Source organism: Streptomyces noursei ATCC 11455, assembly GCF_001704275.1.
GTDB classification, from domain to species: Bacteria; Actinomycetota; Actinomycetes; order Streptomycetales; family Streptomycetaceae; genus Streptomyces; species Streptomyces noursei.
In genome coordinates, this window is sequence record NZ_CP011533.1 from 6679947 (window position 1) to 6706454 (window position 26508).

A 26508-nucleotide genomic window follows, 5' to 3' on the forward strand; every position below is an offset into this window, starting at 1 on the left:
GGTGGAGCCGCCCGTACTACGGACGCGGTACGGACGGCGGCCGAAAACCGACTTGCGAGCGAGGAGAACCGGGCTGGCCGTGACGGAGGGTGTAGGTGGGCCGGTGTCGGCCCTCACACCGGGCCGGACACCCGGCTTCCGCCGGAGTTCCCCCGTCCTCGATACCCGCTTTTCTGAACAGAAGAGAGACCGCCACCCATGTCCTGGCTGTCCCGCATCAGCCTCGTACAACGGGGCCTGATAGCGCTGATGTCGATCGTCGCGATCGCCTTCGGCGCCATCGCGATCCCGCAGCTCAAGCAGCAGCTCCTGCCGTCCATCGACCTGCCGATGGTCTCCGTGATCGCCCCGTACCAGGGCGCCTCGCCCGATGTCGTCGAGAAGCAGGTGGTCGAGCCGCTGGAGAACGGAATCCAGGCGGTCAACGGCATCAAGAGCGTCACCTCGACGTCGAGCGAGGGCTCCGGCGTCATCATGGCGCAGTTCGACTTCGGCAACGACTCCAAGACCCTGGTCGCCGACGTCCAGCAGGCCGTCAACCGGGCCCGGGCGAAGCTGCCGAAGGACGTGGACCCGCAGGTGGTCTCCGGCGGCACGGACGACCTGCCCACCGTCGTCCTCGCGGTCTCCTCCACCAAGAAGGACCAGCAGACCCTCGCCGACCAGCTCAACCGCACCGTCGTCCCGGACCTGAAGAACATCGACGGCGTCGGCCAGGTCAACGTCGGCGGCGTACAGGACCGGATCGTCGCGGTCACCCCGGACGCGGCGAAGCTGGCCGCCGCGGGGCTGAACTCCGCCGCGCTCGGCCAGGCGCTCCAGGCCGGCGGCACGTCGGTGCCGGCCGGCGCCTTCTCCGAGGACGGCCGCAGCAAGACCGTGCAGGTCGGTGCCGGCTTCACCTCGGTGGCGCAGATCAAGGACCTGATGGTCACCCCGGCGGCCGGCCCGATGGGCGGCGGCCAGGGCGGCAAGCCGGTCCGGCTCGGTGACGTCGCCACCGTCCAGGAGACCTCGGCCACCCCGACCTCGATCACCCGCACCGACGGCAGGCCCAGCCTCTCGGTCACCGTGACGATGAACCAGGACGGCAGCGCGGTCGCCATCTCCGACGCGGTCAAGGGCAAGCTGGACACCATCCGCAAGGACCTGGGCGCCGGCGCGAGCGTCACCATCGCCTCCGACCAGGGCCCGCAGGTCTCCAAGTCCATCGAGTCGCTGACCACCGAGGGACTGCTCGGCCTGGTCATGGCCGTGATCGTGATCCTGGTCTTCCTGCTGAGCCTGCGCTCGACCCTGGTCACCGCGGTCTCCATCCCGCTGTCCGTGGTCATCACCCTGATCGTGCTGTGGACCGGTGACCTCTCCCTGAACATGCTCACCCTGGGCGGTCTGACCATCGCGATCGGCCGGGTCGTGGACGACTCGATCGTCGTCCTGGAGAACATCAAGCGGCACCTGGGTTACGGCGAGGAGCGCCGCGAGGCCATCCTCAAGGCTGTCAAGGAGGTCTCCGGCGCGATCACCTCCTCGACCCTGACCACGGTCGCGGTCTTCCTCCCGATCGGTGTGGTCGGCGGCATGGTCGGCGCCCTCTTCGGCTCCTTCTCCATCACCGTCACCGTCGCCCTGCTCTCCTCGCTGCTGGTCTCGCTGACCGTGGTGCCGGTGCTGTCGTACTGGTTCCTGCGCGCCCCGAAGGTCCCGGAGGGCACCGACCCCGAGGAGCTGCGCCGCGCGGCCGAGGAGAAGGAGACCCGCAGCGCGCTGCAGCGGCTCTACGTCCCGGTGCTGCGCTTCGCCACCCGCCGCCGCGCGATCAGCCTGCTGATCGCCGTGGTGATCCTCATCGCCACCTTCGGGATGGCCCCGCTGCTGAAGACGACCTTCTTCGACCAGGGCAAGCAGGACACCCTGAGCATCAAGCAGGAGCTGAAGCCGGGCACCAGCCTGGCCGCAGCCGACGCGCAGGCCAAGCGGGTCGAGAAGGTGCTCGCGGCCGACAAGGACGTCGAGGACTACCAGGTCACCGTCGGCTCCTCCGGGATGATGGCGGCCTTCGGCGGCGGCTCCGGCGCCAACCAGGCCAGCTACCAGGTCAAGCTCAAGAGCTCCGCGGACTCCGACAAGGTCACCGAGAACCTCCGCGGCGAGCTGGCCAAGCTCGGCCCGGCCGCCGGCGAGGCGTCCGTCTCCGCGGGCGGCGGCGGCTTCGGCAACCAGAACCTCAGCGTGGTCGTCAAGGCCGGCGACGCCGACGTGCTCAAGCGCGCCAGCGAGCAGGTCCGCACGGCCGTCGCGGGCCTGGACCACGTCACCGACGTCCAGAGCGACCTGGCGCAGAGCGTGCCGCGGATCTCCGTGACGCCCAACGACAAGGCCGCCGCGGCCGGTTACACCCAGGCCACGCTCGGCGCGGCCGTCGCCCAGGCGGTCAACGGCACGCCCAGCGGCAAGGCCGTGCTGGACGACACCGAGCGCGACGTGGTGATCAAGTCGGCCCACCCGGCCACCACCGAGGCCCAGTTGAAGGACCTGCCGCTGCCGACCCCGTCCGGGATGGCCCGGCTCGGCGACCTGGCCACCGTCAAGACCGTGGCCGGCCCGGTCCAGATGACCCGGATCGACGGCGCCCGCTCGGCGACCGTCACGGCCAAGCCGACCGGCGACAACACCGGTGCGGTCTCCGCCAAGCTGCAGAGCACGATCACGTCGCTGAAGCTGCCGTCCGGCGCCACCGCCACCGTCGGCGGCGTCTCCCAGGACCAGACCGACGCGTTCGGCAAGCTCGGCCTGGCCATGCTGGCCGCCATCGCGATCGTCTTCCTGCTGCTGGTGGGCACCTTCCGGTCCATCGTCCAGCCGCTGATCCTGCTGATCTCGATCCCGTTCGCGGCGACCGGTGCGATCGGCTTGCTGGTCGCCACCGGCACCCCGATGGGCGTCCCCGCCATGATCGGCATGCTGATGCTGATCGGCATCGTGGTCACCAACGCCATCGTCCTGATCGACCTGATCAACCAGTACCGGGCGCAGGGCTACGGCGTCGTCGAGGCGGTCGTCGAGGGCGGCCGGCACCGTCTGCGCCCGATCCTGATGACGGCCCTGGCCACGATCATGGCGCTGCTGCCGATGGCGCTGTCGATCACCGGCGACGGCGGCTTCATCTCCCAGCCGCTGGCCGTGGTCGTGATCGGCGGTCTGATCACCTCCACCCTGCTCACCCTCCTCCTCGTCCCGACGCTCTACGCGATCATCGAGCTCCGCAAGGAGCGCCGGGCGGAGAAGAAGGCGGCGAAGCGGGCCGGGAAGGACGGCGGCACCGCGGCTCCCGCGGACGCCGACCGCACCCCGGAGCCGGCCGGGGTCTGACGCCCCGCCCGTCCCGTACGACCCAGGGATCCCCCGTGACCGCACCGGCGGTCGCGGGGGATCCGCGCGTCGTGGACACCCGGCGCCCGCGCGCTCCGGTGGCGCCGGAGCCGCCGGTGGCACCCGGGGCGGGTGGGGTGGCCGGAACGCGCTGCTGCGGCCGCCGAGGCGCCGTCGCGCACCACCGTGCGACCGGTGGGCCCGCTTATCATCAGGCGCGCAGTATCGGCGAGTTGACCGCCCAGGCCGGAAGGTTGTCGCATCGTGCTGTTAGAGCCGGAAGGCAAGAGAGTCCCGATGCCCCGTCCTGACGGAGGGCGCGGGCGTCCTCCCTCCGGACCCATACCGACGCTCGGTGTCGAGGAGGAGTTCTTCCTCGCCGACCGCGCCACGCGCGCCACGGTCGCGCGGGCGCCCGACGTCATCGCGCGCGCCCGCACCTCCTTCAGCGAGTACATCGACGCCGAGCTCTTCACCACCACGGTGGAGACCCGCACCCCGCCCGTCAGCACCCTCGACGACCTCCGGCAGCAGCTCCGTGCGCTGCGCGCGGTCCTGGTGGCCGCCGCCGCCGAGGCCGACTGCCTGGTGGTGGCGTCCGGCACGCCGGTGATCCCGTTCCCCGACCCGCCGGAGATCGCCGACAACGCGCGCTACCGGCACATGGCGGACTACTACGCCCCCCTCGTCGTCGGCGACCGGAACACCGGTGTCTGTGCCTGTCATGTCCATGTGGCAGTGGCCGATCGCGAGGAGGCCGTACAGCTCTGCAACCACTTACGGCCCTGGCTGCCGACACTGCAGGCGCTCGCCGCCAACTCGCCGTTCCAGGACGGCCGGGACAGCGGATTCGCCGGCTGGCGCACGCTCCATTTCGGTCGATGGCCGCACTCCGGCCCGACACCGCTGTTCCAGGACGCCGCGGCGTACGACAGCCTGGTGGACACGCTCGTCGCCTCCGGCATGCTGCTCGACCGGAAACTGGTCTACTGGCACGCCCGCCCCTCCGAACGCTGGCCCACGGTGGAGGTCCGCGTCCCCGACGTCAACGCGGACCTGGACACCGTCGTGCTCCTCGCCGGTCTGACCCGCGCCCTGGCCAGCGTCCTGCTGGTCGACGTCCGCCGGGGCAGACCGGCCCCCGACGTCCACAACGCCCTGCTGCGGGCCGCGCACTGGCGCGCCGCCCGCGACGGCGTCTCGGGCTCCGGCCTGGACCTCGCCACCGGCCGCCTGCGACCCGCCGGGGAACTGGCGCTCGACCTCATCGGCCGGGCCGCGCCGGCCCTGGAGGAGGCCGGCGAGCTGCCCTTCGTCCGACAGATGTGGCAGCGCCTGCACCGCGGCGGCGGCGGCGCCGAGCGGCAGCGCGCCGCCTACCGCCGGCGCGGCGACCTACGGGACGTCGTCGACCGGCTGAGCCTGGACCTGGCGGCGGACGCCGCGCCCGACCGCCCCTGACCCGAACGGCCCGGTGCCGGTCCGGTGGTGACGGCCCGCCCCTTCACCACCGCACCGCGGTGAAGTCCACCGGTCGTGGGCGCAGCGCCCGGGTGCGGTCGGCCAACTCCCGCATCCGCCGCGCCATTTCCTCCGCCGGCAGCCGCCGACGGTCGCCGTGCCCGGGCAGCAGCCACGCGAAGCGCAGCCCCGCCACCGTCCGGTCCAGCGAGGCGGCCAGCTCGGTGACGGAGTACCACGTGACGCTCTCCGCCACCTCGATGTCGCCGGTGGCCCGCGACCAGTAGAAGCTGTCGCCGCTGAAGCAGTACCGCTCGTCCGCGACGTAGAGCACGCTGCCCAGGGTGTGGCCGGGCAGCGGATGGACCACCACGCCCTCGGCGATCTCCGTGGGGTCGGTGCCCCGCAGCACCTCGTCGGCGTCCGGCGCCGCCTCCAGGTCCCCTTCGTGGATCCACAGCCGGGCCCCGAACCGATCGGCGTAGCGGCGGCCGTGCGCGGCGTGGTCCCGGTGCGTGAGCAGCACGTCGGTGACCGTTCCGGCCGCCTCGTAACGCGCGGCCAGCCCCTCGCTGAACCGCGGGGTGTCGATCATCATCTGCGTCCCGCCGGGACGCCGCAGCAGATACGCGTTGGCCCCCGCGGTGTGCGGCGAGTTGTGCCCGCACAGGTCCACCGCGTCGTCGAGCCGTAACGGGAACGGGTCCAGCTCCGCCGCCACCCGGCCCCCGGTCCACCGCACCGAACGCGTCGGACAGGCGAACGCCACCGCGTGCATCCGCCGCTCCTCCGCCGCCCCGCGCGGCTGCCGGACGACCTCGGACCGGCCGCCGACCTCCCCGATCAGCTCCGGTGCGAGCTGCCGCGCCACATCGCAGTTGGTGCAGCGGTCGTCCACGTACCAGTCGCCCGCGCCGCCGTCTGCCGAGAGTGCCGATGATCGGTCGTCCTGTGTGGTGTGCACGGTTCGTCCGCCTCCTTGACCCCTGTGCCCTGCCGGGCCTGTTGGTTTCCCCGCTCACGAGGTTCCTCCGGGGCGCCCGGAAAGCGGAAGGGGTACCGGGTCTTGTTTCTCCTGGTCACAGCGTCTCTCACGGCGGACGGCCGGGGCGCGCAAGATGTCCTGGGCATGACAAGCATGCGCATGCGGCGGGGCCGGCCCCGCGGAGGGGCCCGCCCCGCCCGGACGCGCTACGGCAGCGCCAGCATCCGCTCCAGCGCCAGCTTGGCGAAGTGCTCGGTCTCCTCGTCGACCTGGATGCGGTTGACGACCTTGCCGTCCGCCAGCGACTCCAGCGCCCACACCAGGTGCGGCAGGTCGATGCGGTTCATCGTCGAGCAGAAGCAGACCGTCTTGTCGAGGAAGACGATCTCCTTGTCCTCGGCCGCGAAACGGTTGGCCAGGCGGCGGACGAGGTTCAGCTCGGTGCCGATGGCCCACTTCGAGCCGGCCGGCGCGGCCTCCAGGGCCTTGATGATGTACTCGGTCGAGCCGACGTAGTCCGCCGCCGCCACGACCTCGTGCTTGCACTCGGGGTGGACCAGGACGTTCACGCCCGGGATGCGCTCGCGCACGTCGTTCACCGAGTCCAGGCTGAAGCGGCCGTGCACCGAGCAGTGGCCGCGCCACAGGATCATCTTCGCCGCCCGCAGCTCCTCGGCGGTCAGCCCGCCGTTCGGCTTGTGCGGGTTGTAGACCACGCAGTCGTCCAGGGACATGCCCATGTCCCGCACGGCGGTGTTCCGACCCAGGTGCTGGTCGGGGAGGAACAGCACCTTGCCGTTCGCGGGGTCCACCTGCTCGAAGGCCCACTCCAGCGCCCGCTCGGCGTTGGAGGAGGTGCAGATCGTGCCGCCGTGCCGCCCGGTGAACGCCTTGATGTCCGCCGAGGAGTTCATGTACGAGACCGGCACCACCTGGTCGGCGACGCCCGCCTCGGTGAGCACGTCCCAGCACTCGGCGACCTGCTCGGCGGTGGCCATGTCGGCCATCGAGCAGCCCGCGGCCAGGTCGGGGAGGATCACCTGCTGGTCGTCGCCGGTGAGGATGTCGGCCGACTCGGCCATGAAGTGCACACCGCAGAAGACGATGTACTCGGCGTCCGGCCGGGCCGCGGCGTCCCGCGCGAGCTTGAAGGAGTCACCGGTGACGTCCGCGAACTCGATGACCTCGTCGCGCTGGTAGTGGTGCCCGAGGACGAAGACCCGGTCGCCCAGCTTGGCCTTGGCGGCGCGGGCGCGCGTCACCAGGTCCGGGTCGGAGGGCGCCGGCAGGTCACCGGGGCACTCCACGCCGCGCTCGCTCTTCGGGTCGGCCTCGCGGCCGAGGAGGAGCAGCGCCAGCGGGGTCGGCTGGACGTCCAGGGGCTGGGCGGTGGTCACGACACGCACCCTCTCTTCTCTGCGGAATGTCCTTGCGGACGGTCTCTGCGGGGACGGCGGGATGCGCTGCGGCACCGCCTTTTCGTCTATTTGACGCTATCTATCATAGCCGGTTCACGTCACTTTGACGATGGCCATAGTGTCGATGTGACGCATCAGCCCCGCGGCCCCGTGGGCGCCCATGTGCGCCGAGCGCCGGCGGCGTTCCGCGGCCGGTGTGCGAGCATGAAGAAAGAGAAGGACAGCTCACGGGCAGCCGGAATTAATCCGGGGCGCCGCCGGTTACAGCTGTTCGCAACCGATGGCAAGCGGTCCGTACAACCCGGGAGAGATGTAGATGAGCGTTCAGGACGAGACCACCGTCAGCGACGGCATCATCCTGTCCGACGCGGCCGCGTCGAAGGTCAAGAGCCTGCTGGAGCAGGAAGGCCGGGAAGACCTCGCGCTGCGGGTGGCGGTCCAGCCCGGCGGCTGCTCCGGTCTGCGTTACCAGCTCTTCTTCGACGAGCGTTCGCTCGACGGCGATGTCGTCAAGGAGTTCGACGGTGTCAAGGTCGTCACCGACCGGATGAGCGCTCCCTACCTGGGCGGCGCCTCGATCGACTTCGTCGACACGATCGAGAAGCAGGGCTTCACGATCGACAACCCGAACGCCACGGGCTCCTGCGCCTGCGGCGACTCCTTCAGCTGACCCGATCTGGACCCACGGGTCACGACGGGCGAAGGCGGCGCTCCCGGCCGGGAGCGCCGCCTTCGGCGTCTTCACCGTCCTGGCTTCACTGCCCTAGCGCGGCGCCACGGCCCTGCCGGACGAGCTGTCCACGACCTTCCGGCCGTCCAGCGGCTTCTCCAGCGTCACCGTCTTGCTGAAGTCCTTGGCGATCTTCACGCAGATCTGTCCGGGGTGCTCGTCCCTGGCGGTGACCGAGACCCGGACCGTGCCGTCCGACTCCTGCGCGCCGACCTCGTAGGTGCTGCACACCCCGCCCCAGAAGTGGACGGTCAACTTCCGGCCGCCGTCGGCCACCTCGTAGCCGGACAGCGTCATCGCCGTCGTCCCGGGCGTGGACGGCTTCGGCGCGGGCGGCCGGCTGCCGCGCAGGAACTTCGGGTCCACCGCGGTCCCGGCGATCGTCGAGGTGCTGCCCGCCGTGCCCGCGGCGCCCGGTACGCGCACCGTGTAGAGCCAGGACGGCACCAGCACCTGTCCGCTGTGCGAGTACCGCGTGGCGAGTCCGAACACCGCGCCGGTCACCTCGGACACCGGCCGGCTGCCGGTCGGCGCCGGCTCGCACGGGGCGATCCCGCCGCCCCCGGGCGCCTTGTCGCCCTTGTCCTGGAACGTGGGCGCGGACGGGCAGTGGGCCAGCGGCTGCATCGTCCGGCCGTCGCCACCCAGCTCGTTCAGGGTCGTGCGGGCGTCCCGGACGGGGTAGCTCGCACCCTTGACCGGATTGGCCAACTCGCCGCTGCCGCCTATCAGTTGACCGTCCGAACCGACCTGGAGCCGGCTCTGCCAGCCGAACGTCGGCAGCCCGCCGATCACCGGGTCGGCGGTCACCACCCGCACCGCGGCGTACGTCTGGTGCGTGTCGAGCCGGGCGTCCGGCTGGCCGAGCGCCGCCAGCACCGGCCGGACCGCCTGCCGGGCCTTCGCCTCGGACGCCGGGCCGCTGCCGGCGTTCCCGCTCCCGCCGTCCCCGCCGTCCGCGCCGCCGCGGTAGGAGGGGCAGCCGGGCCGGTCGTCCACCAGCGGGCACTTGGTGCCGTCCCCGGCGCCGTACCGGTTGAAGACCCAGTTCCCCGCGCCGGTCCTGGCGACCCGCAGCGTGGTGCCCCGGCCGTCCGGCCCCGGCGTGCCCACCGTCCACCAGGCGCCGTCCGACCGCACGGTTCCGGACACGTCCAGTGCCTTCGCCAGCCGTTCCACGGCGGACCGGTCGACTTCGCCGGCGGGTCGGTACACGGGCGCCGACCGCGGGCCCTCGGGCAGCGTTCCCACCACGTGGTACCGGTCCCGGTGCGGACTCGGCTCGCCGACCGCGATCGACGCGGAGTCCAGCGCCAACGGCGGGGGGTCGCCCTTGGCCGGGCCCGCCTGCCCGGTGCCGCCGGACGCGGACGAGGCCCAGTACGCCGCCCCGCCCCCGGCCACCAGCACCGCGCCGGCCACCGACGCGATCACCAGGGGGGTGCGCCGCCCGCGCCGGGTGGGGCGGGGGGACTGGGGGGTGTCCTGGTTCTGAGGGGTGTCCTCGGTGCTCACCGCTTCGCTCCTTCAGCTCCGCCGGTCGTCTGACGTGCCACCCGGCAGGGTGGACGTCGATGGGACGGAGCGGGGGCGCGGGCGGTTCCCCGCAGGCCGGCCCCCTCGCCCGCCGCCCCGCACCGGCTGTGATCGCCCTCACAGCCCGGGGTGTCCGGCGGGAGATCGACACCCGCCCGGCAGGAGAAACGCCCTATTATGAGGTGTTTTCGCGCTGTGTCGAGTGTCCAGGAATGAGCAGGTGCCGGGCCCCCCGCCCGGTAGCGTTGCCCTCCGTCCGCCTACCCCACGCCCTCCGCAGGAGCAGACCCGCCGTGCGTATTGCAGTCTCCGGCTCCATCGCCACCGATCACCTGATGACCTTCCCCGGCCGCTTCGCCGACCAGTTGGTCGCCGATCAGCTGCATACCGTCTCCCTGTCCTTCCTGGTCGACCAGCTCGACGTCCGCCGCGGCGGGGTCGCCCCCAACATCTGCTTCGGCATGGGCCAGCTCGGCATCCGGCCGATCCTGGTCGGCGCCGCCGGCAACGACTTCGAGGAGTACCGCGCCTGGCTCGACCGGCACGGCGTGGACACCCGCTCGGTGCGGATCTCCGAGGTCCTGCACACCGCCCGCTTCGTCTGCACCACCGACGCCGACCACAACCAGATCGGCTCCTTCTACACCGGCGCCATGAGCGAGGCCCGGCTGATCGAGCTCCAGGCCGTGGCCGACCGGGTCGGCGGCCTGGATCTCGTGCTGATCGGCGCGGACGACCCGGAGGCGATGATCCGGCACACCGAGGAGTGCCGCACCCGCGGGATCCCGTTCGCCGCCGACTTCTCGCAGCAGATCGCCCGGATGGACGGCGAGAACATCCGCACCCTCATGGAGGGCGCCACCTACCTCTTCAACAACGAGTACGAGGCGGGGCTGATCGAGACCAAGACCGGCTGGACCGCCGAGGAGATCCTCGCCAAGGTCGGCACCCGCGTCACCACCCTCGGCTCCAACGGCGTCCGCATCGAGCGGGTGGGCCAGCCGGACATCGAGGTCGGCGTCCCCGAGGAGAAGGTCAAGGCCGACCCGACCGGCGTCGGCGACGCCTTCCGGGCCGGCTTCCTGTCCGGCCTGGCCTGGGGCGTCGGCCTGGAGCGCGCCGCCCAGGTCGGCTGCATGCTGGCCACCCTGGTCATCGAGACCGTCGGCACCCAGGAGTACGAGCTGCACCGCAGCCACTTCATGGACCGCTTCACCAAGGCGTACGGCCACGAGGCCGCCGCCGAGGTCCAGCAGCACCTGCTCTGAACCCCGCCGGGCCCCTGCCTCAGACGCGGCGCCGCACCACGTACGCGGCGCCGCGCTCCGCGGGCTCCTCGCCCACGTACTCCTGCTCCCGCATCGCGCACCAGGCGGGGATGTCCTGCCGCGCCGCCGCGTCGTCGGAGAGCACCGTCACCGTGGCGCCGAGGGGCACCTCGCCGATCACCTTCGCCAACTCGATGACCGGAACGGGGCAGCGCCGACCGAGCGCGTCCACCACCAGCCCGGCCGCGGCCGGCTCGGCGGCCGGCTCCCCGGCGCCGGCCGCCGAGCGCGCCGGCTCCTGCGCCGGCACCCCGAACCGCTCCCGCACCGACCGCACCGCCTCCGGCAGCACCGTCAGGAACCGCTCCACCTCCGCCGCCTCCGTGCCGTACGGCAGCGAGACCCGGACGTTCCCCTCGGACAGCACGCCCATCGCGCGCAGCACATGGCTCGGCGTCAGCGTGCTGGACGTACACGACGAACCGGAGGAAACGGAGAAGCCGGCCCGGTCCAACTCGTGCAGCAACGCCTCCCCGTCGACATAGAGACAGGAGAAGGTGACGAGATGCGGCAGCCGCCGCACCGGATCGCCGACCACCTCCACGTCCGGCACCAGCCCCGGCACCCCGGCACGGATCCGCTCCACCAACCCCCGCAGCCGAGCCGCCTCGTCGGGCCCGCTCTCCGCGGCGGCCCGCAGGGCGCGCAGCGCCGCCGCCGCGGCCACCACCGCCGGGAGGTTGCCGAACCCCGGGCTGCGGCCCGACTCCCGCTCGTCCAGCGGCCCCTGGGGCGCGAACCGAGTCCCCTTGCGGACCACCAGCAGTCCCACCCCGGGCGGCCCGCCCCACTTGTGCGCGCTCGCCGTCAGCACGGACCAGGCACCGGGCACCGGCCCCCACGGCACCGACTGCGCCGCGTCCACCAGCAACGGCACCCCGGCCTCCCGACAGCGGGCGGCCACCTCCCGCACCGGCTGCTCGGTGCCCACCTCGTGGTTGGCGGACTGCAGACAGACCAGCGCGGTGTCCCCGCCGAGCACGTCGGCCACCGCGGCCTGTGCCACCCGGCCCGTCCGGTCCACCGGAACCTCCGTCACCGTGCCGCCGGCCGCGGCGTGCACCTCGGCGGCGTGCAGCACGGAGGAGTGCTCGACGGCGGAGTGCACCAGCCGCCGACCGACACGCCGACGGGCGGCCAGGACGCCGAACATGCCCGAATGCACCGCATGCGTCCCCGAAGGGGTGAACGTCAGCTCGTCCGGACGGCACCCCACCGCATCGGCGGCGGCCTCCCGCGCCGCATCCAGCAGCAACCGGGCCCGCCGCCCCTCGCGGTACAGACGGGCCGGGTCGGCCCATCCCTCGTCCAGCGCGGCGAGCAGGGCCTCCCGGGCGACGGGATGCAGCGGAGCGGCGGAGGCGGCGTCGAAGTAGGGCACGTACGAGACGGTAGAGCACCGGCCGCCGGGCCGCCGGACGGGTCGCCGGGCGGGCCGTCAGATGCCCGGCGGCGACGGGTGATCGGGGCCCGGAAGGCCCGTCCCCGAAGGGCTTGGCCACCCCTTAGGGGTGCGACGCGGCGCGTTGGGCACCCTCCCCGCGCGACCCCAAATAGCGTCCAGTAGGGTTTGGTCCGCATAAACATCCAAACCCCTGCCCGAAGCAGGGCGGCGACCGACCAGCGAGTAAGGCCGCAGCCGACCGCTCGGGCGAGACTCTCGGGAAGGCGCTACGTGAGTCCCAACGGCTCCGACCGCTCGTCGCGGCGCCCGATGCGGCGGAAGCTGCCGCAGGTGCTTGCTGCGGGCCTGGTCCTGGCGACCGCGACTGGTTGCACATCAAAGGACTTCCCCCGCCTCGGCATGCCAACGCCCGTCACCGACGAGGCGCCGCGGATCCTCTCTCTTTGGCAGGGCTCCTGGGCCGCCGCCCTCGCAACGGGCGTGCTGGTCTGGGGCCTGATCATCTGGAGCGTGATCTTCCACCGCCGTAGCAGGACCAAGGTGGAGGTCCCCGCTCAGACGCGGTACAACATGCCGATCGAGGCGTTGTACACCATTGTCCCGTTCATCATCATCGCGGTGCTCTTCTACTTCACCGCCCGTGATGAGAGCGCGCTCCTCAAGACGTCCAAGAAGCCGGACCACGTCATCAACGTCGTGGGCTTCCAGTGGAGCTGGGCGTTCAACTACCTGGAGAACGTGGACGGCAACCCCGCGACCACGAACATCAATTCTCCGGAGCTCGCCGCGATCCCGGACAAGTGGAAGAAGTCCGCGCCCCAGGGTGCGGACGGCGTCTACGACTACGGCACGCCGGCCACGCGCAACCCGCAGACCGGCAACCCGGGCCCGACGCTCTGGCTGCCGAAGGGCGAGACGGTCCAGTTCGTGCTGACCTCGCGGGATGTCATCCACTCCTTCTGGGTGGTGCCGTTCCTGATGAAGCAGGACGTCATCCCGGGCCACACCAACGTCTTCGAGGTGACCCCCAACAAGGAGGGCACCTTCATGGGCAAGTGCGCCGAGCTCTGCGGCGTCGACCACTCCCGGATGCTCTTCAACGTCAAGGTCGTCTCGCCTGCCAAGTACCGGCAGCACCTGAAGGACCTGGCGGCGAAGGGTCAGACCGGATACCTGCCGGCGGGTATCAAGCAGACTGACCACGCCAGGAATGCGGAGACCAAGAACCAGTGAGCATCCTCAACGAACCTCAGGGTGCCGCCGCCGAATCGGCTCCGGCAGCACCACCCGTACGCAAGAAGCAACCCGGTATCGCTGCCGTCAAGTGGCTCACGACCACTGACCACAAGACCATCGGCACGATGTACCTGGTCACGTCGTTCGCGTTCTTCTGCATCGGCGGCCTGATGGCGCTCCTCATGCGCGCCGAGCTGGCCCGCCCGGGTACGCAGATCATGTCGAACGAGCAGTTCAACCAGGCGTTCACGATGCACGGCACGATCATGCTGCTGATGTTCGCGACGCCGCTGTTCGCCGGTTTCGCGAACTGGATCATGCCGCTGCAGATCGGCGCGCCCGACGTGGCGTTCCCGCGGCTGAACATGTTCGCCTACTGGCTCTACCTCTTCGGCTCGCTGATCGCGGTCGCCGGCTTCCTCACCCCGCAGGGCGCGGCGGACTTCGGTTGGTTCGCCTACTCGCCGCTCTCGGACGCGGTGCGTTCGCCTGGCGTCGGCGCGGACATGTGGATCATGGGTCTGGCCTTCTCCGGCTTCGGTACGATCCTCGGTTCGGTCAACTTCATCACCACCATCATCTGCATGCGTGCCCCGGGCATGACGATGTTCCGGATGCCGATCTTCACCTGGAACGTGCTGCTGACCGGTGTGCTGGTCCTGCTCGCCTTCCCGGTGCTGGCCGCCGCGCTGTTCGCCCTGGAGGCGGACCGTAAATTCGGTGCGCATGTCTTCGACGCCGCCAATGGTGGCGCACTGCTCTGGCAACACCTCTTCTGGTTCTTCGGGCATCCGGAGGTGTACATCATCGCCCTGCCGTTCTTCGGCATCATTTCCGAGGTCATTCCGGTCTTCTCCCGGAAGCCGATGTTCGGTTACATCGGTCTGATCGCCGCGACGGTTTCCATTGCCGGTCTTTCGGTGACGGTGTGGGCCCACCACATGTATGTGACGGGCGGCGTGCTGTTGCCGTTCTTCTCCTTCATGACGTTCCTGATCGCCGTTCCGACCGGTGTGAAGTTCTTCAACTGGATCGGCACGATGTGGAAGGGCTCGCTGTCCTTCGAGACGCCGATGCTCTGGGCGATCGGCTTCCTGATCACCTTCACCTTCGGTGGTCTGACCGGCGTCATCCTGGCGTCGCCGCCGATGGACTTCCACATCTCCGACTCGTACTTCGTGGTGGCCCACTTCCACTACGTGGTCTTCGGCACGGTCGTCTTCGCGATGTTCGCCGGCTTCCACTTCTGGTGGCCGAAGTTCACCGGCAAGATGCTCGACGAGCGGCTCGGTAAGATCACCTTCTGGACGCTGTTCGTGGGCTTCCACGGCACGTTCCTGGTCCAGCACTGGCTGGGCGCCGAGGGCATGCCCCGCCGCTACGCGGACTACCTCGCCGCCGACGGCTTCACCACGCTGAACACCATCTCCACGATCAGCTCGTTCCTGCTGGGCATGTCGATCCTGCCGTTCCTCTACAACGTCTGGAAGACCGCCAAGTACGGCCAGAAGGTCGGCGTGGACGACCCGTGGGGCTACGGCCGTTCGCTGGAGTGGGCGACCTCCTGCCCGCCGCCGCGGCACAACTTCCTCACCCTGCCGCGCATTCGCTCCGAATCCCCGGCGTTCGATCTGCACCACCCCGAGATCGCGGCGCTGGACGCGCTGCACAACGGTCACGAGGGTGACAAGGCGCTGGCCGGCGGCAAGGAGGCGGGCAAGTGAAGATCCAGGGCAAGATGTTCATCTGGCTGAGCGTCTTCATCCTCGCCATGGCGGTCGTCTACGGCGTGTGGTCGAAGGAGCCGGCCGGTACCACGGCGCTCTTCCTGGCCTTCGGCCTGTGCATCATGGTCGGCTACTACCTGGCCTTCACGGCCCGGCGGGTCGACGCGGGCGCGCAGGACAACGAGGACGCCGAGGTCGCGGACGACGCCGGTGAGCTGGGCTTCTTCAGCCCGCACAGCTGGCAGCCGCTCTCCCTGGCGATCGGTGGCGCACTCGCCTTCCTGGGTGTCGTCTTCGGTTTCTGGCTGCTGTACTTCTCCCTGCCGGTGATCCTCGTGGGTCTCTTCGGCTGGGTCTTCGAGTACTACCACGGCGAGAACCGCACCCAGTAGCACGCTTCGCGCGAGCAAGGCGGCGGACACGCCGTACGGACGGGCCCGGACACTCCAACAGGTGTCCGGGCCTGACCCGTTTGCAGTCATCCAACGCGCCGCCGAACGGGATACTTCGTACGTTTGGGGCATGAGTCACAGACCTCGAACCCGGACGGTGCTGAGCTGCGGCCTCCTGCTCGTGCCCCTCGCGGTGAGCACCACCGCGTGCGGGGGCTCGTCGTCGGAACCGCTCTCGGCCAATCCCTACGACGCGTCCGACCAGATATCGACGAACATCCCGGCGGACGGCCGGCACAAGGCGGACCCCGACAAGCCGCTTGAGGTCTCCCTCAAGGGCGACGATTCCCGGATCACGGATGTGACCGCCACCGACGCGACCGGCCGCTACGTCCACGGTGAACTCAGCGCCGACGGCCGGCGCTGGCGCACCACCGCGCCGCTGGCCGCCGGCACGCGCTACACGGTGCAGGTCAGCACCGAGGAGGAGGACGGCACCCCGGGCCGCAAGACCCTGGTGGTCAACACCAAGGACGCGGACGACCGGCTGACCGTCAAGTTCGGCCCGGAGAGCGGCCGGTACGGCGTCGGCCAGCCGATCACCGCCGAACTCAGCAAGTCCGTCACCGACCCCAAGGCCCGGGCCATCGTCGAGAGCGCCCTGAAGGTCGACTCCTCGCCCCGCGTGGAGGGTTCCTGGCACTGGGTGGACGGCAAGAAACTGCACTTCCGCCCCAAGGAGTACTGGCCCGCCCACGCCACCGTCGCCGTCCACAGCAACCTCGACGGCCTGAAGATCGCCGGCGGGCTCTACGGCGGCCCGGCCAAGCCGATCCGGCTCACCACCGGCGACCGGCTGGAGGCCGTCACCGACGCCGCCGCGCACCAGATGACCGTGCTCCGCAACGGCAAGGCCATCAACACCATCCCGGTCACCACCGGAAAGCCCGGCTTCTCCACCCGCAACGGCGTCAAGGTCGTGCTCGGCAAGGAGAGCTTCGTGCGGATGCGCAGCGCCACCGTGGGCATCGCCGCCGGCAGTTCCGACGCCTACGACCTGCCGGTCCACTGGGCGACCCGGGTCACCTGGAGCGGCGAGTACGTGCACGCCGCGCCCTGGTCGGTCGGCTCCCAGGGGGCCGCCAACGTCAGCCACGGCTGCACCGGCATGTCCACCGGCAACGCCCAGTGGTTCTTCAACACCGTGCGGGTCGGCGACATCGTCAAGGTCGTCAACAGCGGCGGCGCCACCATGACGCCGTTCGACAACGGCTTCGGCGACTGGAACATGCCCTGGAAGGAATGGCGCGCCGGCAGCGCGCTCAAGAACACGGCCCCCACGACCACAGGCGCGGCCGAGCGGGGGCAGAATCCCGCCGCCGACGCCCGGCTGCGCCCGCAGGTCTGAGGGGCGCTCAGCGCCCCCTTGAGGGCCTCGCTCAGGCCGGCACGACGTCCTGGGTGAGCCGCCGTCGGCGCAGCAGCCCGGCCAGCGCGTCGGCGAACGCCACCGGGTCGAGGGGATGGGTCACCGCGGCGTCCGCGCGGCTCCAGGTGGCCAGCCAGGCGTCCTGCGGACGCCCGATCAGCAGCAGCACCGGCGGGCACTGGAAGACCTCGTCCTTGATCTGCCGGCAGACGCCCATGCCACCCGCCGGCGCCGTCTCGCCGTCCAGCACACAGACGTCGATACCGCCCTGGTCCAGGGCCTCCAGGACGGCCGGGGCGGTGGCGCACTCCAGGATCTCGATCCGCGGGGCGTCGGGGGCCGGACGCCGCCCCGCCGCCAGCCGGACCTGCTCGCGGGTGTTGGCGTTGTCGCTGTAGACCAGCACCGTGGCAGTCGCCTGCATCGTTCCTCCACCTATGTCGCGGCACCTTCATAGCGGCACGGTTCCCGATCAAACCGTTGCGCGATGCTACTCCCGGACGGGCCCTCGGTAGGAGAGGCCGTACGGCCCCCGGATGCGGTCGACGGCCCGTCAGGACCGGCTTTCCCAGGGGGCGTGGGGCGTTCCGGCGCGCTTCCGGGGCGCGTGCTTCGCCCCTTCGGGCGACCGCCGCGACCGCTCGAACGAGCAGGCCATATGGCCTTGACACACCGAACGGCACCCCCCGGAGTGAGGGCGGGATAAGCGACCGACATAATGTCGGTCGTGGCGACAGCAACGACAGTAGAAACCGGGCACGCGCACCCGTCGGTCAATCGACCGAACCTCACCAGCGTCGGAACCATCATCTGGCTGAGTTCCGAGCTGATGTTCTTCGCGGCCCTCTTCGCGATGTACTTCACCCTCCGGTCGGTGACGGGCGAGGCGTATTGGAAGGAATCCGCCGATGCGCTGAATCTTCCGTTCTCCGCGACCAACACCACGATCCTGGTGCTCAGCTCCCTGACGTGTCAGCTCGGCGTTTTCGCGGCCGAGCGCGGCGACGTCAAGAAGCTGCGCGCGTGGTTCGTGGTCACCTTCATCATGGGTGCCATCTTCATCGGCGGTCAGGTCTTCGAGTACACGGAGCTGGTCAAGCACGAGGGCCTCTCGCTCTCGTCCGGCCCCTACGGCTCGGTGTTCTACCTGACCACCGGTTTCCACGGACTGCACGTGACGGGCGGTCTGATCGCCTTCCTGCTGGTCCTGGGCAGGACGTACGCGGCCAAGAGGTTCACCCACACGCAGGCCACCGCGGCCATCGTCGTGTCCTACTACTGGCACTTCGTCGATGTCGTCTGGATCGGCCTCTTCGCCACGATCTACCTGATCCGGTAAAGAGGTCCGACCGGACTCGCATATCGGACAGACACATCCAAAGCATCGACGCAGAAGATCCTGACACCGGGGTAATCCGTGAAAAAGCTCTCCGCACGACGGCGCCATCCGCTGGCGGCGCTCGTCGTCCTACTCTTCGCGCTGGCGGTCACTGGGGGGCTGTACGCCGCGTTCGCGCCGGCGGACAAGGCTCAAGCCGATGACACCGCCCAGTCTCTTGCCATCAAGGAGGGCAAGAAGCTCTTCGCCGTGGGCTGCGCAAGCTGCCACGGCACCGGCGGTCAGGGCACCTCCGACGGCCCGAGCCTGGTCGGCGTGGGCGCCGCCGCCGTCGACTTCCAGGTGGGCACCGGCCGCATGCCGGCCCAGCAGCCCGGCGCCCAGGTGCCGCGGAAGCGGAACATCTACAGCAACGCCCAGATCGACCAGCTCGCGGCCTACGTCGCGTCGCTGGGCCCGGGCCCGTCCGTGCCCGACAAGTCGCAGTACAGCGCGGAGGGTGCCGACGTCGCCAAGGGTGGCGAGCTGTTCCGCACCAACTGCGCCCAGTGCCACAACTTCACCGGTAAGGGCGGCGCCCTCACCAACGGCAAGTTCGCACCGACGCTCGAGGGCGTGGACCCCAAGCACATCTACGAGGCCATGCAGACCGGCCCGCAGAACATGCCCTCCTTCGGTGACGGCTCGCTGAGCCCGCAGAACAAGAAGGACATCGTCGCGTACCTCGGCGCCGTCAACGGCGACAAGACCGCGAGCCCCGGCGGTATGGAACTCGGTGGTCTGGGCCCGGTGACCGAAGGTCTCTTCGGCTACATCTTCGGCCTGGGTGCGTGTGTCGCGGTCGCCATCTGGGTCGCAGCCCGGACTACGAAGGCCAAGAAGTCATGAGTGAGACAGAACAAAACCTTCCCAGTGAGCGGGACACGGCTCACGAGGGCGCGGTGGCGAAGGCGGACAACCCCTTCGCCGACCCGGGGCTGCCGCCCCACGAGCACCGCATCCAGGACATCGACGAGCGGGCCGCCAAGCGCTCCGAGCGCACCGTCGCCATGCTCTTCCTGGTGTCCATGCTCGCCACCGTCGCGTTCATCGCGTCGTACGTGGCCATCCCGATCGACAAGATCGTCTACGTCTTCCCGCTCGGTCACATCAGCGGGCTGAACTTCGCGCTCGGTCTGACGCTGGGCGTGGCGCTCTTCTGCATCGGCGCGGGCGCGGTCCACTGGGCCCGCACGCTGATGTCGGACGAGGAGGTCGCCGACGAGCGGCACCCGATCGAGGCCACGCCCGAGGTCAAGGCCAAGGTCCTGGCGGACTTCGCCCAGGGCGCCAAGGAGTCGCAGTTCGGCCGGCGGAAGCTGATCCGCAACACGATGTTCGGTGCGCTGGCCCTGGTGCCGCTCTCCGGCGTCGTGCTGCTGCGCGACCTCGGCCCGCTGCCCGAGAAGAAGCTGCGGACCACCGGCTGGAAGAAGGGCGTCCGCCTGGTCAACCAGTCGACGAACCTCCCGCTGCGTCCCGAGGACATCGCGGTCGGCTCCCTCACCTTCGCCAAGCCCGAGGGCCTGGAGGAGAGCGACGAGGACTTCGCCAACAAGATCGCGAAGGACGCCCTGATGCTCGTGCGGATCCAGCCGCAGAACATCAAGGACAAGCAGGAACTCGCCTGGTCGCACGAGGGCATCGTGGCGTACTCGAAGATCTGCACCCACGTGGGTTGCCCGATCAGCCTGTACGAGCAGCAGACGCACCACGTGCTCTGCCCGTGCCACCAGTCGACCTTCGACCTTTCCGACGGCGGTCGGGTCATCTTCGGTCCGGCCGGTCACGCCCTGCCGCAGCTGCACATCACGGTGAAGGACGGCTTCCTCGAAGCCGTAAGCGACTTCGCGGAGCCCGTCGGCCCGAGCTTCTGGGAGCGCGGATGAGTAACGAGACAACCGCGACCACTGAGCGCCGTGGCCAGGCGCCACGGGGTGAGCGGATCGCCGACTGGGCCGACGGCCGGCTGGGCATCTACAGCCTGGCCAAGGCCAACATGCGCAAGATCTTCCCGGACCACTGGTCCTTCATGCTGGGCGAGGTCGCGCTCTACAGCTTCATCATCATCATCCTGACCGGTGTCTACCTGACGCTGTTCTTCCACCCGAGCATGGCCGAGGTCACCTACCACGGGTCCTACGTGCCGATGCACGGGATCAAGATGACCCAGGCGTTCGAGTCGACGCTGAACATCAGCTTCGACGTGCGCGGTGGCCTGCTGATCCGGCAGATCCACCACTGGGCGGCGCTGGTCTTCCTGGCCGCGATGATGGTCCACATGATGCGGGTGTTCTTCACCGGTGCGTTCCGCAAGCCGCGTGAGGTCAACTGGCTCTTCGGATTCCTGCTGTTCGTCCTGGGCATGTTCACCGGCTTCACCGGTTACTCGCTCCCCGACGACCTGCTGTCCGGCACCGGTGTCCGCTTCATCGAGGGCGTCATCCTGGCGATGCCGCTGGTCGGCTCGTACCTGCAGATGTTCATCTTCGGCGGCGAGTTCCCCGGGCACGACATCATCCCGCGGTTCTTCACGGTCCACGTGCTGCTGCTGCCGGGCATCATGCTCGGCCTGCTGGTGGCGCACCTGATCCTGGTCTTCTACCACAAGCACACGCAGTTCCCGGGTGCCGGCAAGACCAACAACAACGTGGTCGGCATGCCGCTGCTGCCGGTCTACATGGCCAAGGCCGGAGGCTTCTTCTTCCTGGTCTTCGGTGTGATCTCGGTGATCGCCGCGGTCGCCAGCATCAACCCCGTGTGGGCCATCGGCCCGTACCGGCCGGACCAGGTGTCCACCGGTGCGCAGCCGGACTGGTACATGGGCTTCGCCGAGGGCCTGGTGCGTGTCATGCCGGGCTGGGAGTGGAACTTCTGGGGCCACACCATCAACTTCGGTGTGCTGATCCCGATCCTGGTCTTCCCGCTGGTCCTGGTCGCCATCGCGGTCTACCCGTTCATCGAGTCCTGGGTCCGCGGCGACAAGCGCGAGCACCACATCCTGGACCGCCCGCGCAACGTGCCCACCCGCACCGGCTTCGGTGTGGCCTGGCTCGTCGCGTACTTCGTGATGCTGATCGGTGGCGGCAACGACCTGTGGGCCACCCACTTCCACCTGTCGATCAACTCGATCACCTGGTTCGTCCGGATCGCGTTCTTCGTCGGGCCGGTGCTGGCCTTCATCGCCACCAAGCGGATCTGCCTGGGTCTCCAGCGTCGCGACAAGGACAAGGTGCTGCACGGGCGCGAGTCCGGCATCATCAAGCGCCTGCCGCACGGTGAGTTCATCGAGGTCCACGAGCCGCTCAACCAGGAGCAGCTGCACGTCCTCACCCAGCACGAGCAGCCCGAGCCGCTCGAGCTCGGTCCCGAGGTCGACGAGAACGGTGTCCGGCGCAAGTTCAAGCGCTCGCAGAAGCTGCGCGCCAAGCTCTCCAAGGGCTACTACGGCGAGGACAACGTCATCCCCAAGCCGACCGTCGAGGAGTACAAGGAGATCACCAGCGGCCACGGCCACCACTGATCCCCGCGGGCGCGGCACTGCCGCGCACCGCTGGTAGTACGCCACCCAGAGGGCCCCGTCCACGAAGAGGACGGGGCCCTCCGGCATGCCCGGGGGTCGATAGGGTGAACGGCACAAGCAGGAGACGATCCAGGAGCGTGGACCATGAACGTTGTGACCCCGGCAGGCGGCGGCAGCGTGGCGGACCGCTCCTGGCCGGCCGTACTGAACGCCCTCCTCGACGCCCGTGACCTCACCGCCGACGACACCGCCTGGGTCATGGACCGGATCATGCGCGGCGAGGCCACCGACGCGCAGATCGCCGGCTTCGCGGTGGCGCTGCGCGCCAAGGGCGAGACGGTCGCCGAGATCTCCGGCCTGGTGCGGGCGATGTACGCGCACGCCAGCCTGATCGAGGTGCCAGGACCCAGCGTCGACATCGTCGGCACCGGCGGGGACGGCGCGAACACGGTCAACATCTCCACCATGTCGGCCATCGTGGTCGCCGGCACCGGCGCCAAGGTCGTCAAGCACGGCAGCCGCGCCGCGTCCTCGGCCAGCGGGGCCACGGACGTCCTGGAGAAGCTGGGCATCAATCTGGACCTGTCGCCGCGGCGGGTGGTGGAGGTCGCGGAGGAGGCCGGGATCACCTTCTGCTTCGCGGCCAAGTTCCACCCCGCGCTGCGACACGTGGCGGCCGCCCGCGGCCAGCTGGGCATCCGGACGACCTTCAACGTACTGGGGCCGCTGACCAACCCGGCCCGGGTCAGGGCCCAGGCGACCGGCGTCGCGGACGCCCGGATCGCGCCGATCCTCGCCGGGGTGCTGGCCGAGCGCGGCTCCTCGGCGCTGGTCTTCCGCGGCGACGACGGACTGGACGAGCTGACCACCACCGCCACCTCCCGGGTGTGGGTCGTACGGGACGGCGCGGTCCACGAGGAGTCCTTCGACCCGCGGGACGTCGGCATCGACCTGGTGCCGGTGGAGGCGCTGCGCGGCGGGGACGCGTCGTACAACGCGGAGGTGGCCCGGCGGCTGCTGGACGGCGAGACCGGGCCGGTGCGGGAGGCGGTGCTGCTGAACGCGGCGGCCGCGCTGGCCGCGCTGGAGCCGTCCGACGCCCCGCTCACCGAGCGGATCCGGGACGGCCTGCGCAAGGCAGCCGAGTCGATCGACTCGGGCGCGGCCCGGCGGACGCTGGACCGCTGGGTGGCGGCCAGCAACGCCTGACGCCCCTCGGATGTGACGCAGGTCCCGGTCCGCCATACGGACCGGGGCTTGCGCCCCGATGATCGTGTGGCATGATTCAGCCCAGGTCACGAGTGACAGCGATGTAGGCCCCGGCCCGCTGTCCGGCAACCCTCCTTCCGTGGCGGGGTGCCCCGGGTGATGACCAGGTCGCAGGCAACGAGGTCTGCGGCAAGCGCGGATCCCTCGCCAGGGATCCTGGTCCTCGAGGGAGTCCTTCCGTGATGAAGCGAATGCGCTAGGGCCTGACGGCCCTTCTCCGCACCCTTTTTCCTTTTACGCTGCGCGCCGCGCCGTGCGTTCTCGCGCACCCTGATGCGCCCCGTCCCGCAGCGAACCCGCTTATCTCTCACGGGAGTTCGCCATGCCTGTCGTCACCGCTGCCGCCGACCGTTCCGTTTGTGCCCCGCTGCCGGTTCTGGGCCGGGATGTCCTCGTCCCGCTGGTGACCGGCGGCGAAGCCGTCTACGCCGCACTGGACTACGCCGCCAGCGCGCCGGCGCTCCAGCGGGTCTGGGACGACGTCGCCGCCTACGCCCCGTACTACGGCAGCGTCCACCGCGGCGCCGGCTACCTCTCCCAGCTCTCCACCGACCTCTTCGAGAACGCCCGCAAGGCCGTCGCCGACTTCCTCGGCTGCCGCGCCGAGGACCAGGTCGTCTTCACCCGGTCCACCACCGACTCGCTGAACCTGCTGGCCGCCACCCTGCCGCAGGGCACCCGGGTGTTCGTCTTCGAGACCGAGCACCACGCCTCGCTGCTGCCCTGGGAACGCCGCGCCGACCTGGCGGTGACCTACCTCAACGCCCCGCGCACCCCGCGACAGGCGGTGGACACCATGGAGAAGGCGCTGGCCACCCGCGAGCCCTACGGCCCGGCGCTGGTCTGCGTCACCGGCGCCTCGAACGTCACCGGCGAACTGTGGCCGGTGCGGGAACTGGCCGCCGCCGCGCACGCCCACGGCGCCCGGATCGTGCTGGACGCCGCCCAACTCGCCCCGCATCATCCTGTGGACATCGCCGAACTGGACGTCGACTGGGTCGCGTTCTCCGGCCACAAGCTCTACGCGCCGTTCGGCGCCGGGGTGTTGGCCGGCCGCGCCGACTGGCTCCAGGAGGCCGAGCCGTACCTGGCCGGCGGCGGCGCCAGCCGGAAGGTCGCCCGGCGGGCCGACGGCGGCGTGGACGTCGAGTGGCACACCACCGCCGCCCGGCACGAGGCCGGTTCGCCCAACGTGATCGGCGCCTACGCCATCGCCTCCGCCTGCCGGGCGCTCACCGAGGCCGGCTTCGACGGCCTGGTCGCCCGCGAACAGGAGCTGATCGCCCGGGTCCAGGCGGGCCTGGCCGACGTCCCGGAGGTCCGGATCCTCTCCCTCTTCGGCGACGATGCCCCGCGCGTCGGCGTCATCTCCTTCATCGTCGAGGGCTGGAACAGCTCGCACTTCGCCGCCGCCCTCTCCGCGGAGTACGGCATCGGCGTCCGCGACGGCCTCTTCTGCGCGCACCCGCTGGTACGGACCCTGCTGGGCAGCGAGCCCGGCGACCCGGGGGAGTGCGGCGCCCCCGAGGCCGCACCCGGTGAACGCTCCCTCAACGCGATCCGCGTGAGCTTCGGGGCGGGAACGCCCGACGAGCACGTCGACCGCTTCGTACGAGCGGTGCGCGAGCTCGTCGCCGAGGGCGCGCGGTGGAACTACCGCGTCGAGGACGGCCGTTGCGTCCCGGCCGGGTCCGCCGGGGCCGCCGGGTCCGCCGGGGCCGCCTGACGGCGGGGTGGTCCCGCTACGTCTGGGCGGGTCCGCTGCGCGGGGCTGTTCGGCAGCGGTGCCGGGTCTGCGGGGCTGGGGTTGTCCGGACTGCTGCCGCTTTACGTCCGGACAACCCCAGCCCCGCAGACCCGTCCCCTCCCGTAGGTGGTCGTAAAGACCGTGGGTGGGGGGCGTACGCCGGTGGTTCCCTGCGGGTTCGTTGTCGAGTGGTGACCGTCGCCGGACCACCGGCGCTAGCTCCCACTCACCGTCTGTATGACCCACCCACGGGAGGTGACGGGCCGGAGGGGGTGGTGTGCAGGACGTAAAGCGATAGCAGTCCTGCACACCACCCCCGCAGGCCCGTCACCGCACCCGACAGCCCCGCGCAGCGGATCGGCCCCGCGCAGCGGACAACGCAAGGTCCCGCCGCCCGGCGGGCCAGGCGGGCCCGGCGCCGCAGGCGCAAAAGCGAGCAACCCCCACGGCGGGGACGCCGACAACGTGGGAAGCCAGCCAAGCGCAGCGCAACGCTACGCGTCGAGGCCGATGGAGAACGCCGCCTCCAGGTCATGCTGCGAATACGTGCGGAACGCGATGTGCGTCTCGGTCGAGGCGACGCCCGGCACCTTGCTGATGCGGCCGGGGATGACGTCCGCGAGGTCGTCGTGGTTGGCGACCCGCACCATCGCGATGAGGTCGTGCGCGCCGGTGACCGAGTAGACCTCGCTGACGCCTTCCAGCGCGGCGATCTGCTCGGCGATCTCGGGGATCTGATCCACGCTGGTCTTGATGAGCACGATCGACGTGATCACGGCTGGCTCTCTCCCTCGGCCGACGGTCCGTTGTCCCTGGTGGCCCCCACAGTATCCCGCCCGTAGCGGGCCCAGGCGTAGAGGAAGCCGAGGGCGAAGCCGACGACGTGGGCGAGGTAGGCGACGCCGGGGCCGGCCGGGTCGTGGCGGGCGGCCTGCCACTGGAGGCAGAACCAGAAGAGCAGCACCAGCCAGGCCGGGAACCGCAGCGGCAGGAAGAACAGGAACGGGAACAGGCTGGTGACCCGGGCCCGGGGGAAGAGGAAGAGGAAGGCGCCCAGGACGCCGGAGATGGAGCCGGAGGCGCCGACCAGCGTCTGGTCGGAGGAGGCGTGCGCGGCGGCGTAGCCCAGCAGCGCCAGGTAGCCGACGGTCACGTAGAAGGCGGTGAACGGGAGCCGGCCCATCCGGGCCTCGGTCATCCCGCCGAAAACGTACAGAAACAGCATGTTGCCGAGCAGGTGCAGCCAGCTCGCGTGGACGAAGAGTGCGGTGAGCGGGGTGAGCAGGGCCCGCGGTGCGCCGCTCCACAGATCGAGCGGAATCACGCCCCAGTGCTCGTAGTACCTGCTCTGGGCGTGGAACAGGGCGTCACCGGTGCCGTATGTCCGGTTCAGGCCGGAGTCCGGGCCGAGCGCGAAGAGTGCGCAGCACAGTCCGATCAGCACGTTCGTCATCCGTGAGAACACCGCGCGCAGCGAGCGGGCGGGGTGGACCGGCGCCGTCATGAAGTGATCATGGCGCAATGCGGGCACACGGGACAGAGTGCCTCGCCGCGTCCCGGCTTCCGGGCGGG

The 26508-nt window shown here is 70.4% G+C and carries 21 protein-coding genes and 1 riboswitch; of the genes, 14 read left to right on the forward strand and 7 right to left on the reverse strand.

The genetic code is table 11. The features are described from left to right. Window positions 1-198 precede the first annotated feature (198 nt). Together SNOUR_RS28320 and SNOUR_RS28325 are read left to right on the forward strand one after the other, a co-directional pair. Complete coding sequence (locus SNOUR_RS28320) at window positions 199-3372, forward strand: efflux RND transporter permease subunit (protein ID WP_067352456.1); 3174 nt, start codon at window positions 199-201, stop codon at window positions 3370-3372. A 297-nt stretch (window positions 3373-3669) separates the two neighbouring features. Then, window positions 3670-4833, forward strand: coding sequence for a carboxylate-amine ligase (locus SNOUR_RS28325; protein WP_067352458.1), 1164 nt, complete (start codon window positions 3670-3672; stop codon window positions 4831-4833). A 43-nt stretch (window positions 4834-4876) separates the two neighbouring features. On the opposite strand, the gene SNOUR_RS28330 is transcribed toward SNOUR_RS28325, so the two are convergent. Together SNOUR_RS28330 and nadA are read right to left on the reverse strand one after the other, a co-directional pair. Beyond that, a complete protein-coding gene (locus SNOUR_RS28330; protein WP_067352461.1) occupies window positions 4877-5797 on the reverse strand; it encodes a 4Fe-4S domain-containing protein in 921 nt (306 codons plus the stop codon). Window positions 5798-6024: 227 nt separating this feature from the next. Next, entirely contained in the window at window positions 6025-7224 is a 1200-nt protein-coding gene (gene nadA, locus SNOUR_RS28335) for a quinolinate synthase NadA (RefSeq protein WP_067352464.1), read from the reverse strand. A gap of 328 nt (window positions 7225-7552) precedes the next feature. On the opposite strand from nadA, the gene erpA reads away from it, so the two are divergent. Beyond that, on the forward strand, window positions 7553-7906 hold the full coding sequence (erpA, locus tag SNOUR_RS28340; RefSeq protein WP_067352465.1) for an iron-sulfur cluster insertion protein ErpA: 354 nt from the start codon (window positions 7553-7555) through the stop codon (window positions 7904-7906). A gap of 93 nt (window positions 7907-7999) precedes the next feature. Here erpA and SNOUR_RS28345 read toward each other — a convergent pair whose 3' ends face one another. Further along, a complete protein-coding gene (locus tag SNOUR_RS28345; RefSeq protein ID WP_067352468.1) occupies window positions 8000-9481 on the reverse strand; it encodes a hypothetical protein in 1482 nt (493 codons plus the stop codon). Window positions 9482-9795: 314 nt separating this feature from the next. Here SNOUR_RS28345 and SNOUR_RS28350 point away from each other — a divergent pair, with 314 nt between their 5' ends. Beyond that, window positions 9796-10770 (forward strand): carbohydrate kinase family protein, encoded by a 975-nt coding sequence (locus SNOUR_RS28350; RefSeq protein ID WP_067352470.1) that lies wholly within the window; start codon window positions 9796-9798, stop codon window positions 10768-10770. A gap of 19 nt (window positions 10771-10789) precedes the next feature. On the opposite strand, the gene SNOUR_RS28355 is transcribed toward SNOUR_RS28350, so the two are convergent. Next, window positions 10790-12211 (reverse strand): cysteine desulfurase/sulfurtransferase TusA family protein, encoded by a 1422-nt coding sequence (locus SNOUR_RS28355; protein ID WP_067352473.1) that lies wholly within the window; start codon window positions 12209-12211, stop codon window positions 10790-10792. A gap of 294 nt (window positions 12212-12505) precedes the next feature. Between SNOUR_RS28355 and ctaC the strand changes: the two genes are divergently transcribed. From ctaC to SNOUR_RS28375, 4 genes are all read left to right on the forward strand, one after another. Continuing rightward, complete coding sequence (ctaC, locus tag SNOUR_RS28360) at window positions 12506-13468, forward strand: aa3-type cytochrome oxidase subunit II (RefSeq protein WP_073447803.1); 963 nt, start codon at window positions 12506-12508, stop codon at window positions 13466-13468. Next, window positions 13465-15195 carry an aa3-type cytochrome oxidase subunit I gene (ctaD, locus tag SNOUR_RS28365; protein WP_067352476.1) on the forward strand — a complete coding sequence of 577 codons (1731 nt, stop codon included), beginning with the start codon at window positions 13465-13467 and terminating at the stop codon, window positions 15193-15195. The genes ctaC and ctaD overlap by 4 nt, the downstream gene beginning before the upstream one ends. Then, window positions 15192-15590 carry a cytochrome c oxidase subunit 4 gene (locus tag SNOUR_RS28370; protein ID WP_018536636.1) on the forward strand — a complete coding sequence of 133 codons (399 nt, stop codon included), beginning with the start codon at window positions 15192-15194 and terminating at the stop codon, window positions 15588-15590. Before ctaD ends, SNOUR_RS28370 begins: the two co-directional genes overlap by 4 nt. A 130-nt stretch (window positions 15591-15720) precedes the next feature. Further along, the gene (locus tag SNOUR_RS28375) at window positions 15721-16998 is read left to right on the forward strand and encodes a L,D-transpeptidase (RefSeq protein ID WP_312634015.1); all 1278 of its coding nucleotides are present in this window, start codon (window positions 15721-15723) and stop codon (window positions 16996-16998) included. A 31-nt stretch (window positions 16999-17029) separates the two neighbouring features. On the opposite strand, the gene SNOUR_RS28380 is transcribed toward SNOUR_RS28375, so the two are convergent. Continuing rightward, window positions 17030-17443 (reverse strand): hypothetical protein, encoded by a 414-nt coding sequence (locus SNOUR_RS28380; RefSeq protein ID WP_067352480.1) that lies wholly within the window; start codon window positions 17441-17443, stop codon window positions 17030-17032. A 294-nt stretch (window positions 17444-17737) separates the two neighbouring features. Between SNOUR_RS28380 and ctaE the strand changes: the two genes are divergently transcribed. The 6 genes from ctaE (at window position 17738) to SNOUR_RS28410 (ending at window position 24915) form a co-directional block, all read left to right on the forward strand. Beyond that, complete coding sequence (ctaE, locus tag SNOUR_RS28385; RefSeq protein WP_067352482.1) at window positions 17738-18358, forward strand: aa3-type cytochrome oxidase subunit III; 621 nt, start codon at window positions 17738-17740, stop codon at window positions 18356-18358. Window positions 18359-18436: 78 nt separating this feature from the next. Then, on the forward strand, window positions 18437-19246 hold the full coding sequence (qcrC, locus tag SNOUR_RS28390; protein ID WP_067352484.1) for a cytochrome bc1 complex diheme cytochrome c subunit: 810 nt from the start codon (window positions 18437-18439) through the stop codon (window positions 19244-19246). Then, the gene (gene qcrA, locus SNOUR_RS28395) at window positions 19243-20286 is read left to right on the forward strand and encodes a cytochrome bc1 complex Rieske iron-sulfur subunit (RefSeq protein ID WP_067352486.1); all 1044 of its coding nucleotides are present in this window, start codon (window positions 19243-19245) and stop codon (window positions 20284-20286) included. The genes qcrC and qcrA overlap by 4 nt, the downstream gene beginning before the upstream one ends. Continuing rightward, window positions 20283-21920, forward strand: coding sequence for a cytochrome bc1 complex cytochrome b subunit (qcrB, locus tag SNOUR_RS28400; RefSeq protein WP_067352489.1), 1638 nt, complete (start codon window positions 20283-20285; stop codon window positions 21918-21920). Before qcrA ends, qcrB begins: the two co-directional genes overlap by 4 nt. 144 nt (window positions 21921-22064) lie before the next feature. After that, window positions 22065-23129: an anthranilate phosphoribosyltransferase gene (gene trpD, locus SNOUR_RS28405; protein WP_067352491.1), complete on the forward strand. Its 1065-nt coding sequence runs from the start codon at window positions 22065-22067 to the stop codon at window positions 23127-23129. Window positions 23130-23213: 84 nt separating this feature from the next. After that, window positions 23214-23331: riboswitch (SAM riboswitch) on the forward strand. A gap of 180 nt (window positions 23332-23511) precedes the next feature. Further along, window positions 23512-24915, forward strand: coding sequence for an aminotransferase class V-fold PLP-dependent enzyme (locus tag SNOUR_RS28410; protein ID WP_067352495.1), 1404 nt, complete (start codon window positions 23512-23514; stop codon window positions 24913-24915). A gap of 515 nt (window positions 24916-25430) precedes the next feature. Here SNOUR_RS28410 and SNOUR_RS28415 read toward each other — a convergent pair. Then, entirely contained in the window at window positions 25431-25712 is a 282-nt protein-coding gene (locus tag SNOUR_RS28415; protein ID WP_067352498.1) for an Lrp/AsnC family transcriptional regulator, read from the reverse strand. Then, a complete protein-coding gene (locus tag SNOUR_RS28420) occupies window positions 25709-26440 on the reverse strand; it encodes a rhomboid family intramembrane serine protease (protein ID WP_079142940.1) in 732 nt (243 codons plus the stop codon). Before SNOUR_RS28420 ends, SNOUR_RS28415 begins: the two co-directional genes overlap by 4 nt. Window positions 26441-26508: the final 68 nt, after the last annotated feature.

What these genes read in the sequence shown, in the direction of transcription:
- SNOUR_RS28410 (WP_067352495.1), top strand. Translation starts at nt 23,512, where the DNA reads ATGCCTGTCGTCACCGCTGCCGCCGACCGTTCCGTTTGTGCCCCGCTG.
- SNOUR_RS28380 (WP_067352480.1), bottom strand. Translation starts at nt 17,443, where the DNA reads ATGCAGGCGACTGCCACGGTGCTGGTCTACAGCGACAACGCCAACACC.
- erpA (WP_067352465.1), top strand. Translation starts at nt 7,553, where the DNA reads ATGAGCGTTCAGGACGAGACCACCGTCAGCGACGGCATCATCCTGTCC.
- ctaE (WP_067352482.1), top strand. Translation starts at nt 17,738, where the DNA reads ATGTCGGTCGTGGCGACAGCAACGACAGTAGAAACCGGGCACGCGCAC.
- SNOUR_RS28375 (WP_312634015.1), top strand. Translation starts at nt 15,721, where the DNA reads ATGAGTCACAGACCTCGAACCCGGACGGTGCTGAGCTGCGGCCTCCTG.
- SNOUR_RS28325 (WP_067352458.1), top strand. Translation starts at nt 3,670, where the DNA reads ATGCCCCGTCCTGACGGAGGGCGCGGGCGTCCTCCCTCCGGACCCATA.
- trpD (WP_067352491.1), top strand. Translation starts at nt 22,065, where the DNA reads ATGAACGTTGTGACCCCGGCAGGCGGCGGCAGCGTGGCGGACCGCTCC.
- SNOUR_RS28320 (WP_067352456.1), top strand. Translation starts at nt 199, where the DNA reads ATGTCCTGGCTGTCCCGCATCAGCCTCGTACAACGGGGCCTGATAGCG.
- SNOUR_RS28420 (WP_079142940.1), bottom strand. Translation starts at nt 26,440, where the DNA reads ATGACGGCGCCGGTCCACCCCGCCCGCTCGCTGCGCGCGGTGTTCTCA.
- qcrB (WP_067352489.1), top strand. Translation starts at nt 20,283, where the DNA reads ATGAGTAACGAGACAACCGCGACCACTGAGCGCCGTGGCCAGGCGCCA.
- qcrA (WP_067352486.1), top strand. Translation starts at nt 19,243, where the DNA reads ATGAGTGAGACAGAACAAAACCTTCCCAGTGAGCGGGACACGGCTCAC.